This window comes from Thioclava sp. ISO4 (assembly GCF_058105145.1).
This window is the reverse complement of sequence record NZ_CM176571.1, coordinates 395,591-407,939: the sequence shown is the minus strand read 5'-3', so window position 1 is coordinate 407,939 and position 12,349 is coordinate 395,591. Positions and strand designations below refer to the sequence as shown.

At 62.8% G+C, this 12,349-nt stretch carries 14 protein-coding genes; 9 read left to right on the top strand and 5 right to left on the bottom strand.

Going from position 1 to position 12,349, the window contains the following annotated elements; all coding sequences use genetic code 11:
• Window positions 1-106: 106 nt before the first annotated feature.
• Window positions 107-883, bottom strand: coding sequence for an enoyl-CoA hydratase (locus AC2TZ7_RS02100; RefSeq protein ID WP_075776776.1), 777 nt, complete (start codon window positions 881-883; stop codon window positions 107-109).
• A gap of 86 nt (window positions 884-969) precedes the next feature.
• Window positions 970-1,815 (bottom strand): bifunctional DNA-formamidopyrimidine glycosylase/DNA-(apurinic or apyrimidinic site) lyase, encoded by an 846-nt coding sequence (mutM, locus tag AC2TZ7_RS02095; protein ID WP_489865723.1) that lies wholly within the window; start codon window positions 1,813-1,815, stop codon window positions 970-972.
• A 76-nt stretch (window positions 1,816-1,891) separates the two neighbouring features.
• On the opposite strand from mutM, the gene ubiE reads away from it, so the two are divergent.
• Both ubiE and ubiB read left to right on the top strand, forming a co-directional pair.
• The gene (gene ubiE, locus AC2TZ7_RS02090) at window positions 1,892-2,644 is read left to right on the top strand and encodes a bifunctional demethylmenaquinone methyltransferase/2-methoxy-6-polyprenyl-1,4-benzoquinol methylase UbiE (protein ID WP_078521607.1); all 753 of its coding nucleotides are present in this window, start codon (window positions 1,892-1,894) and stop codon (window positions 2,642-2,644) included.
• Between the two features lie 3 nt (window positions 2,645-2,647).
• Window positions 2,648-4,177 (top strand): 2-polyprenylphenol 6-hydroxylase, encoded by a 1,530-nt coding sequence (gene ubiB / locus AC2TZ7_RS02085; protein WP_489865722.1) that lies wholly within the window; start codon window positions 2,648-2,650, stop codon window positions 4,175-4,177.
• Here ubiB and AC2TZ7_RS02080 read toward each other — a convergent pair.
• Window positions 4,174-4,857: a flagellar hook capping FlgD N-terminal domain-containing protein gene (locus tag AC2TZ7_RS02080; RefSeq protein WP_489865721.1), complete on the bottom strand. Its 684-nt coding sequence runs from the start codon at window positions 4,855-4,857 to the stop codon at window positions 4,174-4,176. The two genes, ubiB and AC2TZ7_RS02080, sit on opposite strands and share 4 nt — an antisense overlap.
• 9 nt (window positions 4,858-4,866) lie before the next feature.
• Window positions 4,867-5,514, bottom strand: a complete 648-nt coding sequence (gene fliK, locus AC2TZ7_RS02075) for a flagellar hook-length control protein FliK (protein WP_489865720.1) — start codon at window positions 5,512-5,514, stop codon at window positions 4,867-4,869.
• 1,414 nt (window positions 5,515-6,928) lie between these two features.
• Between fliK and AC2TZ7_RS02070 the strand changes: the two genes are divergently transcribed.
• From AC2TZ7_RS02070 to AC2TZ7_RS02045, 6 genes are all read left to right on the top strand, one after another.
• A complete protein-coding gene (locus AC2TZ7_RS02070; protein ID WP_489865719.1) occupies window positions 6,929-7,213 on the top strand; it encodes a rod-binding protein in 285 nt (94 codons plus the stop codon).
• Window positions 7,206-7,544 (top strand): flagellar export chaperone FlgN, encoded by a 339-nt coding sequence (gene flgN, locus AC2TZ7_RS02065; RefSeq protein WP_489865718.1) that lies wholly within the window; start codon window positions 7,206-7,208, stop codon window positions 7,542-7,544. The genes AC2TZ7_RS02070 and flgN overlap by 8 nt, the downstream gene beginning before the upstream one ends.
• A gap of 208 nt (window positions 7,545-7,752) precedes the next feature.
• The gene (locus AC2TZ7_RS02060; protein ID WP_489865717.1) at window positions 7,753-8,973 is read left to right on the top strand and encodes a flagellin N-terminal helical domain-containing protein; all 1,221 of its coding nucleotides are present in this window, start codon (window positions 7,753-7,755) and stop codon (window positions 8,971-8,973) included.
• 42 nt (window positions 8,974-9,015) lie between these two features.
• Window positions 9,016-9,435, top strand: a complete 420-nt coding sequence (flaF, locus tag AC2TZ7_RS02055; RefSeq protein ID WP_489865716.1) for a flagellar biosynthesis regulator FlaF — start codon at window positions 9,016-9,018, stop codon at window positions 9,433-9,435.
• Window positions 9,432-9,836, top strand: coding sequence for a flagellar biosynthesis repressor FlbT (flbT, locus tag AC2TZ7_RS02050; RefSeq protein WP_078542484.1), 405 nt, complete (start codon window positions 9,432-9,434; stop codon window positions 9,834-9,836). The genes flaF and flbT overlap by 4 nt, the downstream gene beginning before the upstream one ends.
• A complete protein-coding gene (locus AC2TZ7_RS02045; RefSeq protein ID WP_489865715.1) occupies window positions 9,833-10,651 on the top strand; it encodes a DUF1217 domain-containing protein in 819 nt (272 codons plus the stop codon). Before flbT ends, AC2TZ7_RS02045 begins: the two co-directional genes overlap by 4 nt.
• 3 nt (window positions 10,652-10,654) lie before the next feature.
• On the opposite strand, the gene AC2TZ7_RS02040 is transcribed toward AC2TZ7_RS02045, so the two are convergent.
• Window positions 10,655-11,647 carry an asparaginase gene (locus AC2TZ7_RS02040; protein ID WP_489865714.1) on the bottom strand — a complete coding sequence of 331 codons (993 nt, stop codon included), beginning with the start codon at window positions 11,645-11,647 and terminating at the stop codon, window positions 10,655-10,657.
• A gap of 166 nt (window positions 11,648-11,813) precedes the next feature.
• Between AC2TZ7_RS02040 and AC2TZ7_RS02035 the strand changes: the two genes are divergently transcribed.
• Complete coding sequence (locus AC2TZ7_RS02035; RefSeq protein WP_489866776.1) at window positions 11,814-12,329, top strand: invasion associated locus B family protein; 516 nt, start codon at window positions 11,814-11,816, stop codon at window positions 12,327-12,329.
• Window positions 12,330-12,349: the final 20 nt, after the last annotated feature.

The window sequence follows — 12,349 nt, the reverse complement described above, 5'->3', positions numbered from 1 at the left end:
CATGTGAGGCGGCCTCATAAGCCAAAATGCGTGAAAGGGAAAGGGAATAATGAAAAGCGGGGCCGAAGCCCCGCCATCTGCTGTCGCGTTGGTGGCCCGAAAGGGCTCACTTGTCGCGGAACTGCGGCTCGCGCTTTTCGAGGAAGGCGGCCATGCCCTCTTTCTGGTCATCGGTCGCAAACAGCCCGTGGAACAGACGACGCTCGAACAGGATGCCCTCGTTCATCGTCGTCTCGTAGGAGCGGTTGACCGCTTCTTTCGCCGCGCGGGTCGCGAGCATCGACTTCTCGGCGATCTTCTGCGCCGCGGCCATCGTCTCTGGGATCAGCTTGGCGTTCGGAACGACCCGGCTGACGAGCCCCGACCGTTCCGCCTCGCCCGCATCCATGAAACGGCCCGTGAGGTGCATGTCCATCGCCTTGGACTTGCCCACGAAGCGCGTCAGGCGCTGGGTGCCGCCGATCCCGGCAATCACGCCGAGATTGATCTCGGGCTGGCCGAACTTGGCGTTCTCCGCGCAGATGATGAAATCGCACATCATTGCCAGTTCGCAACCGCCGCCGAGCGCGTAGCCCGCGACTGCCGCGATGATCGGTTTGCGGATGCGGTTGATGGCATCCGCTTCCTTGCCGAAGAAGTCGCTCGTGAACATGTCCACGAAGCTCTTTTCCGACATTTCCTTGATGTCTGCGCCAGCCGCGAAGGCCTTTTCCGAACCGGTGATGACGATGCAACGCACCTTGTCATTCTCTTCCGCCGATTTCAGCGCCTCGGCCAGTTCCCCCAGCAATTGGGAGTTCAGGGCGTTCAGTGCGTCGGGGCGGTTGAGCCGGATCAGGGCAACGTAATCCTCGATCTCGACGATCAGGGTCTGGTAGGCCATTCGGTCTTGCCTTTCCTTGTCTCTGAACGGGACTCCTAGCAGAGCATCAAATCAGATCAAGCGTCTTATGACGCGAGGGCGCTGCGTCATTTCTGGCAAGACGGGCAGAAAAAGGTCGATCGTCCCGACTGAACGATGCGCCGGATCGGGGTGGCGCAGGTGGTGCAGGGCGTGTCCTCGCGGTCGTAGACATGGAAGCTGTGCTGGAAATACCCCAGCTCCCCATCCGCCTGACGATGGTCGCGCAGGGACGAGCCGCCGGCCGAGATCGCGTCGGTCAGCACCTCGCGGATAATCGGCACGAGCGAGGCGAGCCGCAGGTTCGAAATCCGCTTGGCCTGACGGCGCGGATCGATACCTGCCCGGTGCAGCACTTCACAGACATAGATGTTGCCCAGACCCGCCACGACATGCTGATCGAGCAGCGCCGATTTGATCGGGGTTGCGCGGCGTTTGAGCGCCTCGATCAGATAGTCTTCGTGGAAGTCGTTGCCGAAGGGTTCGGGGCCCAGCCCCGCCAGCAGCCAATGGGCCTGCTCGCGCTCGGTCAGCACCAGATCCATCGCCCCGAAACGGCGCGCGTCGTTGAAGGTCACGCGCCCGCCGCCGGACATGTGCAAAACAACGTGATCGTGCTTGGCAGGCGCCGGATGATCGAGGTGAAATTCGCCGAGCGTCACGCCCGACACCAGCATCCGCCCGGACATGCCCAGATGGATCAGCAGGCTCTCCCCGCTGTCGAGATCGGCGAGGATGTATTTCGACCGTCGCCGCAGTCGGTCGATGCGGGCACCTTGCAACCGCTCCGCCATCCGCTCGGGCAGGGGCCAGCGCAGGTCGGGCCGATTGACTTCGGCGCGCTCGATCCGATGGCCTTCCATGGCCGGGACCAACCCGCGACGAACCGTCTCGACCTCGGGCAATTCGGGCATTGTTCCTCCTCATCGCATTGTCTTGGGGCAAAGGGCCCCTATAAGAAGGGGGTGAAATGAGGAACGGCAAGGGCCCATGAGCGCAGAGCAATCAAAGACCACGCATTTCGGTTTTCAGACCGTGGACGAAGATGCCAAGGCTGGCATGGTTCACGGCGTGTTTTCGCGGGTGGCATCGAAATACGACATCATGAACGACCTGATGAGCATGGGCATCCACCGCGTCTGGAAAGATGCGATGATGGATTGGCTCGCGCCGCGGCCGGGGCAAAAGCTGCTCGATGTGGCGGGCGGCACGGGCGACGTGTCCTTCCGCTTCCTCAAACGCGCAGGCTCGGGCCACGCGACGGTCTGCGATATGACCGAATCGATGCTGGTCGAAGGCCGCAAACGCGCCGAGGCCGAAAGCATGGCCGACAGTCTCGACTGGGTCGTGGGCGATGCGATGGCGCTGCCCTTCGCGGATAACTCCTTCGACGTCTACACGATCTCTTTCGGCATCCGGAACGTGACGCGCATTCCTGATGCGCTTTCGGAGGCCTACCGGGTGCTTAAACCCGGCGGGCGGATCATGGTGCTCGAGTTCAGCCAGATCCCGAACGAGATGATGCAGAAGGCCTATGATCTCTATTCCTTCAACGTGATCCCGAAGATGGGCGAGATCGTCGCGAATGACCGCGACAGCTATCAGTATCTGGTGGAATCGATCCGCAAATTCCCGACGCAGGAGACATTCGCGCAGATGATCCGCGAGGCCGGGTTCGAGAATGTCTCTTACCGGAACCTCTCGATGGGGATCGCGGCGCTGCATTCGGGCTGGAAACTTTAACCGATGCGCGGACCCCATAATATCTGGCGCCTGATCCGGACGGGCGCGACCTTCATCCGCACGGGTGCGATGCATCAGGCGCTCGAAGCGATGGAAGCGCCGCCGCGGCTGCGCGCCGTGGCCTATGCGATCAGCGCGCCCTTCGCGTGGCTCGGCTACAAGGGCGATCCGGACCTGCCGCCGGTGACGCGCGCGATCACCGCGCTGGGCCCGGCCTATATCAAGTTCGGTCAGGTCCTCTCGACACGGCCCGATGTGGTCGGCTCGGAGCTCGCCGATCAGCTGCGCGTGCTGCAGGACAAGCTGCCGCCCTTCGAGACTTCCGTGGCCAAACGCATGGTCGAGGAAGAACTGGGCGCGCCCGCCGATCAGCTGTTCATGGAGTTTTCCGAGCCCGTCGCCGCCGCTTCGATCGCGCAGGTCCATTCCGCGCGCCGCGCCGATACGGGCGAGCGCGTCGCGGTGAAGGTGCTGCGTCCGGGGATCGAGCGCGCCTTCCGCCGCGATCTCGACGCGTTCCATTTCGCGGCCGCTATGATCGAACGGATTTCGCCCGCCTCGCGCCGCTTGCGCCCGAGCGATGTTATCAAGCATTTCGAATCCGTGGTGATGGGCGAGCTGGACCTGCGCCTGGAGGCGGCCTCTGCCTCGCAATTCGGCGCGAATACCGAAGGCGATGCTGGCTTCCTCGTGCCGCAGCCGGTGTGGAACCTTTCGGCCAAGCGGGTGATGGTGCTCGACTGGGCCGAGGGTCTGCCGATGGGCGACCCGGACGGGCTGCGCGCGGCGGGCCATGACCTCAAGGCCACCGGCGAGCGCGTCTTGCAGCTGTTTCTCAGCCATGCGCTGCGCGACGGTTTTTTCCATGCCGACATGCATCACGGCAATCTCAAAGTGGCCGCGAACGGCGATATTCTCGCCTATGATTTCGGGATCATGGGGCAGATCGACGAATATACCCGCCGGGTCTATGCCGAGATTCTCATGGGTTTCATCCAGCGCGACTATAAGCGCGTGGCGGAGGTGCATTTCGAGGCCGGTTACGTCCCCGCCGATCGCGATGTCGACGAGTTCGCTCTGGCGCTGCGCGCTGTCGGCGAGCCGATCTTCGGGATGGATGCCGCGCATATCTCGATGGCGCGGCTTCTGGCCTATCTCTTCGAGGTGACCGAGCGGTTTGGGATGCAGACCCAGACACAGCTGATTCTGCTGCAGCGCACGATGGTGGTCGTCGAGGGCGTCGCGCGCTCTCTGCATCCGTCTTTGAACATGTGGGAAGTCGCGAAGCCGGTCGTGGAGAAATATATCCGCGAAAGCCTCGGTCCGCGCGCCATCGCGAATGACCTGCGCAAGACGGTGCAGGTTCTGGGCCGCTTCGGGCCGGAACTCCCCGATCTGGTGAAGGCGGCGATCCGCAAGCAGACCGAACCGACGCCGCCCCCCGTGACGGTAACCCGCTGGCGCTATGCGGCACTGATCTCTGCCGGGACGGCCCTGCTGCTGCTGGGCGTCGTGCTGGGTCGGTTGCTTTAACCCTCTCGCAACGCACTGACCGTGTCCGCGGCGATCGTGGCGCCGCCTTCAAGCGTCAGCAGCGCGCCCTCCGCGCCTGATTGCACCTCGGTCACGCGTGTGTAGGCCGCAACCGGGTCGGTGCCGATCAAGTTTCCAGAGGCGTAGCTTTGCAGCGCGAAACTGTATTGCCCTGCGCCCAGTAGCTGACCTGCGTCGTTTGTGCCGTCCCAGGCATAGCTGTCGAGCGCGGGCGAGATCGGTTTCTGCGCGACCTGACGCCCGGCGGAATCCGTGACCACGAGAACCGCGGCATCGGCCCCCGATTGTGCGGCCGGCGCGAGATCCACGGGCGTCGCGCCGTCGAAGTAGCTCGGGGCTTCTGCACGCGCCTGCATTCCGACCCAGCCAGCCAGTTCGCTCAATCCGCCGAGCCCGATCTGACCGGACAGAGCGGTCAGCAGGTCGTTGGTCTTCACCTGCTGTTCGACGCCCGAAAAGGTAGCGAGCTGCACCGCGAAATCCGCGCTTTCGATCGGGTTGAGCGGGTCCTGGTTCTTCATCTGAACGGTCAGCATCGTCAAAAAGGTCTCGAAATCCGAACTCAGCGCCGAGGGGGCTTTGCTGCCGGTGCCGTTCTCCGTGGCGGTAACGGCCGACGTGGCGGTGGCAGGTGAGGTGATGGGGGAAGTGGTGGTCATGGTCGTCTCCTACATCCGCAGATCGAGCCCGCTTTGCGGGGGGGCGAGGCGCGCGGTTGCGCGTGGGGCCGGGGAAATTGGCGTCTCAATTGTGTCCAGGCCCGGACCTGCGCCCAAGCCGTCGAGCATGTCGGGCTGTTGCTGCGGACGCTCGTCGCGCTGGCTGAACTGAAAATCGAGCGTGCCATAGCCCATGTCGTGCATCTCGCGCGCGAGCGTGTCGATATGGCGGCGCATGAGGTCGAGCGTCTCGGCACGGTCAGCCTGAATCGCCACCGTCATGCCATGCTGGCTCGCATGGAGGGTCATGCGAACATGGCCCAGTTCCTCTGGCGAGAGCGCGATTTCCACCGGCCGGTCGGGCATCCGCGGCAGTGAGATCCCGATCTGATGGGCGATCGACTGCGCGATCGATGCGGGAGTGGGTGTTGCCCCCGAATGTGCCAGCCCCGTCACCCCCGTTGCCGCGGCCTGCGGAGCAATATGCGCAGCCCACGACTCGGGCGTATCAATAGCACCGGGCTTTGGGATCAGACCGGGGTCGTTTGCGTCGGCCTGCGCCGCCCCCAATGCAGCCGACGTCAGATAGATGGCTTGGGCATGATCCACGCGCGCGGGCGGTGCTTGGGGGGCGTCTCCGACCAGCTGGCCGAGCAAGGGGCCAACCCGGGTCGCCCTCTCGCGCTCCACGACCTTCGCATTTTTCGGAGCACCGCTTTCTATGCCAATCGAGATTGGCGGCGGAGACGGGCGCCTCTCCGCCCCGGAAGCTTGGATATCTGACATGCCGCTGGGAGCGTTTTGGATCGTCAGCCCGTCAGGTGGGCCTTCCATTTTTGCGGCGTGCCGGGACCTTGGGGATACGATGTCCGTCTCACCGGTCTGACGGACTTCGCTCGCGGCGAATGGCTTTGTCGTAGCGCCGGAATTTTGCGTCGTCGCAAGGGGTGGTTCGACCGGTATCGCTGACTGTGACATGCGCGCCGAAGCCGCAGCCTCGCCTGCCTTCCTGGTCGCGGGTGTTTCTGCAGGCTCCGTCTCGGGCGCTTGTGGGGGCACAAGCTCTGTCGGCGCCAAGATCGAAGGCGTTTCGGTCCGAGAAGCCGCCTGAGAAAGCCCCCCAGCCAGCGGTGCTTGGGAAGACGGCGTCGTGTTCGGAACGCGTGTTGGCGCGGCTTCGGGGGAGAAAGGGCTCGAGCCGGTCGCTCCTCCATGCCGCCTGTTCCTTGTTTCAACGTGCTCAGCTTCCGCTCGCGCCCTATCGGATGCCCCGGGTCGCGGTGGCACGGCCGCCGCCGATGCTTCATGAGCTTCAGCAGGCGTCTGTATCTGAGCGTGCGCGTCGCGCGGCACGACAGGTCCCGCAACTCTCGTAGGAGATATTGTGGCTATCCCATTTTGACCCTCTCCCCCGTTTTGCGCGCCGATCTGTGGTTGCATCGACGTTCCGTTCGAGAGTGGAGCAGAAGGCAATGTTCTGCCCGAGGGGGGCTTTCCTATCTGAGTTGGTTCCTCGTCTGCATTTGTCTTTTTCAACGCGTCTTGCCCACTTAGTCTAGGCGATGCGCTTCCTTCATTCGATGCGGCGATCTCGGGCGGCTTCCTCCCGGTATCGGACCCATTGGGCAGATCTGGTCCGGTCGCGGACTCAGTCGAAGCCGGACCAAGTCGGTTTAGAGACCCGGGCGGCAGGAGGCCCGCGGCGCTGTCAGGGGTTTCATGCGAGCCCGGCTCGCTCGGGGGCGAGGTCTGCGTTTCGTCAGACTCGGGCTGCGCATCCTTTTTGGTCTTGAGCTCAGCCTGACCCTCGCGCGTCCCGGACAACTCTGCGCCCCGCGGCGCGGGCTCTGCCTCAAGCGAAAACCCACCGCTTGGTGGCTCTGTCGCCTCAGGATGCGCGGCTGCAGTCTTGAGATGGCCGCCCCAGCCTTTCGGCGTTTCTGGCATCGGAAAGGGAATCATGGTCCTCACGACTTCTGTCTGTGTCGAGGCCACTATTGCCGCAGGAACTTACTGATTCTTTACGCCCGACTGGCAGAGTGCAGAAAATTATCCGCAACCGGAGAGTTCGATGCACAGCCCGACCGTATCGCCGCTGCCACGCGCCGCTGGCGTCTCGCCGCAAGAGGCCAAACTGTTCGAGCAAGCGAAGGCGCTCGAGGCCGGTTTCCTTTCGGAAATGCTCAAAGAGGCCGGTTTGACGGCTGCAAGCGGCGCTTTCGGCGGGGGGATCGGAGAAGAGCAATTCTCCTCCTTCCTAAGGGCCGAACAGTCAAAGGCCATGGTCGAGGCCGGCGGAATTGGCCTCGCAGAAACCATCTTCGAATCGCTCAAGAACGGGGGGCAGGATGCCTGAAAGCAATGCTGCGGAAGAGCTGTTGTCGCTGTTGCGCCTTGAGCGGGAAGCGATTCGATCTGCGGATTTCGCCGACCTCGTCGGTTTGAGCGATCGAAAGGAGCGCGCGATGGCGTCGCTGGCGGATCTTGATCGCGACACAGTCGAACGAATTCGGGCGCTTGCCCGCGAGAATCAGGCGTTGTTGGCCGCGGCCTTGGCAGGGGTTCGCGCGGCGCAGGCCCGCCTGAAGACGATCGTGACGGCGGCGAAAGGGTTCGATTCCTACGACAAGGAAGGCCGTGCGCAGCCGATCCGTCGCGGCAGTGGTGATTTCGAGCGGCGTGCATAAGCTGTTAATCATGAACGGAATTTGCCGGGAGATCACGGGGGAGACTTAGCAGATTGTTAGCCTTTGCAGAGCCATGGTGGCGACGCATCCAAGCGATGGCGCGCTTCACGACTCAGGAGGCGCATTGGTCAGAAAGCCTTGAGTGCCGCGACGAACACGCGGCTTTGCAATCGAGTGACGCAAAGCGTCGACACTAAGAGGATAAATCATGTCCAGCATTCTGACGAATACCAGCGCGATGGTCGCGCTGCAGACCCTGAAAGGGATCAATTCCGGCCTCGCCACCACGCAGTCCGAAATCTCGACCGGCAAATCCGTCGGCTCGGCGAAAGACAACGCGGCCGTGTGGGCGATTTCGAAAGTGATGGAATCCGATGTGAAGGGCTTCTCGGGGATCTCCGACAGCCTCGCGCTCGGCGAATCGACGGTCGCCGTGGCGCGCCAGGCAGCGGAAACCGTGACCGACCTGCTGACCGAGATGAAGGGCAAGATCGTCGCCGCGCAAGAGCAGAACGTCGATCAGACCAAGCTTCAGACCGATGTCGACGCGCTGCGCGAGCAGATCAAATCAGTGGTTGGCGCGGCGCAGTTCAACGGCCTCAACCTCGTAGACGGCTCAACCTCCTCGACCGTGAACGTTCTGTCCTCGCTCGATCGGGCGTCGAACGGGACGGTCGCGGCCAAATTCATCGGCGTTTCTTCGCAGGATCTCTCCGTCGGCGGCTATGTGGGCGCGGACGTGTTCACCGGCACCGATGGTGTGACCGCAACGACGGACGACGCCTTCTCGTTCTCCCGCGATGCGAATGGCGGCGCCGATGACGACGGGACCATTGTGATCGTCGACACCAACCTCGCGGCTGGTGATAAGATCAACATGAGCATCGGAGATTTGTCGGTGTCCTATGTCGTGACCGCAGAGGATATCGCATCCACGACCACCGCGGATGTCGTGGCGGTCGGGCTGAAATCCGCGATCGAGAACTCGGGCGCGAATGTCACCGTCGATTACAACAGCGGTACCGCCGGCACGCTCACCATCACGAATGACGGGGCCGATTCTCTGACCATCACCGGTCAGTATGAGAATGCCGGCTCGGGCGGTCTCGGTCTGCTGAGCGCGATCAATGTTGACGACGGCGCCGGCGGGAATGCGGCGAGTGCGCTCGGCAGCATCGAAACGCTCATCCAGACCGCAACCGATGCGGCTTCGGCCTTCGGCTCCGCCGAGGGGCGTATCCAGACACAGGCCGAGTTCATCTCGAAGCTGAGCGACTCGCTCAAGGCGGGGATCGGCACGCTTGTCGATGCCGACATGGAGGAGGCCTCGGCCCGTCTTCAGGCGCTGCAGACACAGCAGCAGCTGGGCATCCAGGCGCTCTCGATCGCCAACCAGCAGCCGCAGAACATCCTCTCGCTGTTCCGCTAAGGCTCAAGTAGGGGCGCCTGACTTGGCGCCCCCGCTTCCCTCATGTGCCTCGCGCATGATCAGTTTCAGTCACCGGAAGGATTTCCCGTGTACGCGACGACTTTGGCCAAAACGGCCTATTCCAATCCCAGCCAACCGATGCGCACACCGCGCGGCCTCGAATTCGAGCTATTCGCCCGCATCACGCGCCGCCTCAAACAGGTTTCTTCGCAAGATGCCCCTTTTGCCGCACTGGCCGAAGCGATCTTCGAAAACCGCCGTCTCTGGACCGCGCTTGCGGCGGATGTCGCCGATCCGGAGAATGGCTTGCCGCAAGAACTCCGCGCCCGCATCTTTTTCCTGCACGAGTTCACGCAGGCGCATAGCCGCCTCGTGCTTTCGCAAAAGCGGTCGGTCGATGCGCTGATCGACGTGAACACCGCCATCATGCGCGGGTTGCGACAAGAAGGGGCAAAGCAATGAGCGGCCTCGTTCTGAAACTCGCCCCGAAAGAGAGAGTGCTGATCAACGGTGCCGTCATCGAAAACGGAGATCGCCGATCGCGGCTCGCGATCATGACGCCGAACGCGAATATCCTGCGGCTGCGCGATGCGATACATCCCGAAGAGGTCAACACCCCGGTCCGTCGGGTTTGCTATATCGCGCAGCTCGTGCTCTCCGGTGACACCGACCCGCAAGAGGCGAAGATGCAGTTGCTTCGGGGGATCGAGCAGCTCAGTCAAGTTCTCAAGGATCAAGATAGCCGTGCGCAACTCAATGCAGCCACGCTCGCCGTGATCGAGAACCAGCATTACCAAGCATTGAAAGCGCTGCGCACGCTTCTTCCGCGGGAGGAACGTCTCCTCGCCGCAGGCGCGTCATGACCTATCAGCCGGTCGTCCCCTTTTCCGGGTTTGCGGGGTGGCGATTTCTCTCACGCACGATGGAGACGCAGCAGGCCGCTTTCGCGGCGTCGACGGAAAACCAACGCCTCGATACATATTTCCGGGAGACGATCGGACAGATCGATACGGCGAAGGCTTTGGTAGACGATCGGCGTCTGCTCGGTGTGGCGCTCGGTGCATTCGGTCTCGATGCGGATATCGACAATAAATACTTCATCCGAAAAGTGCTCGAGGAAGGCACTTTGGACAGAACGGCGCTGGCCAACAAGCTGTCGGATAAGAGCTATCTCGCGCTGACCACGGCCTTCGGTTTCGGGGATTACTCCGTTCCGCGAACGCAGCTTTCGACTTTTGCGGATGAGATTTTGACGAAATTTCAAACCCGAGAATTCGAGGTCGCGGTTGGCGAAGTCGATAATGACCTGCGCATGGCGATGTCGTTGCAGCGCGACCTACCTGAGCTCGCGGCGAAGGATATGTCCGAGACTGCGAAGTGGTACACGATTATCGGATCGCCATCCCTGAGCCGTGTGTTCCGGACCGCGCTCAACCTGCCACCCAGCGTCGGCGCGCTGAATGTCGATCAGCAACGCGAAATCTATATGTCGAAGGCGCAACGCGTCTATGGCACCTCCGACCCCGCGGAGCTTTCCACGCCCGAGAAACTGGAGGTCCTGACGCGGGATTATTTGCTTCGTGCGCAGCTCTCGAGCATGACCAGCGTCTCGTCGCAGAATGTCGCGCTCAGCCTTTTGCAAAACGCGGGGGCGCAGGGCCTGTCCCTTCGGCTCTAGGCCTTAGGGAAACTGCACGGCACGGCGCAGCTCGCCCGTTTTCAGGCCGCGCCAATTGGTGATTGGGCCGGTCAATCTGCGATGCACCACGGGCGCGTTGGCATCGAGCTCACCGAGACGGATCAGCAGTGCGATCATCGCCGCTTCCGAGGCCCGGGTCGCGCCATCAGTGATCTTCAGGGCGACGCCGCGCTTCTGATCCGGAAGCATGGCGACATAGACGCCTTCCGCACCAGTTTTAACGGCGACGCGTCCGTTCGCCTCTCGCATGATCTCGGTGCAGGCGCGGCCTTCGCCCGCGACGAGCTCCGGATGCTCCATCATCGCGTCGACCAGACGGGTCGCAGCGCGCGCCCGCAAATCGCCGTCGGAGGTCGCCGCAGCGAAGAATTGCATGGCGCGACCGAGACCGGCGAGGCTGGTCGCGAAATTCGGGGCCGAGCATCCGTCGATCCCGTAGCGCGGCGAAGTCTCCTCGGTCACCTCTTCAAAGGCGGATTTCACGGCCCGCTGCACGGGGTGATCGATCTCCACATAGTCAGGGCCGCCGCCCAGATGCCGGTTCAGTGTCAGGAACCCGGCATGTTTTCCCGAGCAATTGTTATGCGCTTGGCAAGGCGCGTGATCCGAGCAGATCAGATGTTTCTTCTCGGCCTTGTCGCGCGGCAGATGCGCCCCGCAGCGCAGGTCGTCATCGCCCAGCCCAAGCGTCGCGAGCCAGTCTTCGATCGCCACGCGGTGCATCTGCGCGCCGGAATGGCTCGCGCAGGAGAGGGCCAGCTGACGCGTCGTCAGCCCGGCAGCCTCCGCCGCGCCGCTTTCCAGCAGCGGCAGGGCCTGGATCATCTTCACGGATGAGCGCGGAAAAATAACGGCTTCGGGATCGCCCCAAGAGGCTTCGATCCCCTCCGGGCCGAAGATCACCGCATGGCCGTGATGGACGGATTCACACATCCCCCCGCGCCAGAGCTCGATCATTGCCTTCGGTGCCGTCATCGCCTGCCTCCTATGCGCGAAATCTCGCCATCGCGGGGTTTTACCCCTAGGCTTTTTTAGGTTAAATGAGTGTTATCGAGAGGAAAACGCATTCGCCACCGAAAACAGGGTGACCGGCCCGGGCGATGCAGAGGCAACCTGACAGCTGGAGGCTGTAAGCATGATGATGAAGGGTCTGCGGATCGCGGCGGTCGCCGCGCTCATGATCGGGGCGGGGCATGGCGCAATGGCGCAGGAAAGCACCAACCGCGTCGCGGCGAATACCGATTGGAGCGTCTTCGTCGATAACGATCCGAAAGAGTGCTGGGGCGTGTCGAAACCGAAGAAGACGGTCAACACCAAAGGCGGCAAGGTCGTGCAGGTGAACCGCGGGGATATCCTGCTGTTCGTGACCTACCGTCCGGGCAAGAAGCCCGAGATTTCGTTCATGGGCGGCTATCCTTTCGCGGATGGCTCGACGGTCGATCTCGAGGTCGGCGGTCAGAAATACACGCTCTTCACCGATGGTGGCGGCGCGTGGGCCGGATCGCCGGAAGAAGACGCGAAGATTATCGACGCCCTCAAGGCTGGCGCAGACGTGAAACTGACCGGTCGTTCGAGCCGTGGCACCCAGACCGAGGACACGTTCTCGCTGATGGGCTTCACCGCCGCGACCACCGAAGCCGAGCAGCGCTGCCAGTAAGCGACCCTCGCGCCTGACAT

Excerpts from the sequence above, each read along its gene's own strand:
- AC2TZ7_RS02045 (WP_489865715.1), top strand. The coding sequence starts at position 9,833 with ATGACCTATCAGCCGGTCGTCCCCTTTTCCGGGTTTGCGGGGTGGCGA.
- flgN (WP_489865718.1), top strand. The coding sequence starts at position 7,206 with ATGCCTGAAAGCAATGCTGCGGAAGAGCTGTTGTCGCTGTTGCGCCTT.
- AC2TZ7_RS02035 (WP_489866776.1), top strand. The coding sequence starts at position 11,814 with ATGAAGGGTCTGCGGATCGCGGCGGTCGCCGCGCTCATGATCGGGGCG.
- ubiB (WP_489865722.1), top strand. The coding sequence starts at position 2,648 with ATGCGCGGACCCCATAATATCTGGCGCCTGATCCGGACGGGCGCGACC.
- AC2TZ7_RS02070 (WP_489865719.1), top strand. The coding sequence starts at position 6,929 with ATGCACAGCCCGACCGTATCGCCGCTGCCACGCGCCGCTGGCGTCTCG.
- flbT (WP_078542484.1), top strand. The coding sequence starts at position 9,432 with ATGAGCGGCCTCGTTCTGAAACTCGCCCCGAAAGAGAGAGTGCTGATC.
- flaF (WP_489865716.1), top strand. The coding sequence starts at position 9,016 with ATGTGCCTCGCGCATGATCAGTTTCAGTCACCGGAAGGATTTCCCGTG.
- AC2TZ7_RS02060 (WP_489865717.1), top strand. The coding sequence starts at position 7,753 with ATGTCCAGCATTCTGACGAATACCAGCGCGATGGTCGCGCTGCAGACC.
- ubiE (WP_078521607.1), top strand. The coding sequence starts at position 1,892 with ATGAGCGCAGAGCAATCAAAGACCACGCATTTCGGTTTTCAGACCGTG.
- AC2TZ7_RS02080 (WP_489865721.1), bottom strand. The coding sequence starts at position 4,857 with ATGACCACCACTTCCCCCATCACCTCACCTGCCACCGCCACGTCGGCC.
- mutM (WP_489865723.1), bottom strand. The coding sequence starts at position 1,815 with ATGCCCGAATTGCCCGAGGTCGAGACGGTTCGTCGCGGGTTGGTCCCG.
- AC2TZ7_RS02040 (WP_489865714.1), bottom strand. The coding sequence starts at position 11,647 with ATGACGGCACCGAAGGCAATGATCGAGCTCTGGCGCGGGGGGATGTGT.
- AC2TZ7_RS02100 (WP_075776776.1), bottom strand. The coding sequence starts at position 883 with ATGGCCTACCAGACCCTGATCGTCGAGATCGAGGATTACGTTGCCCTG.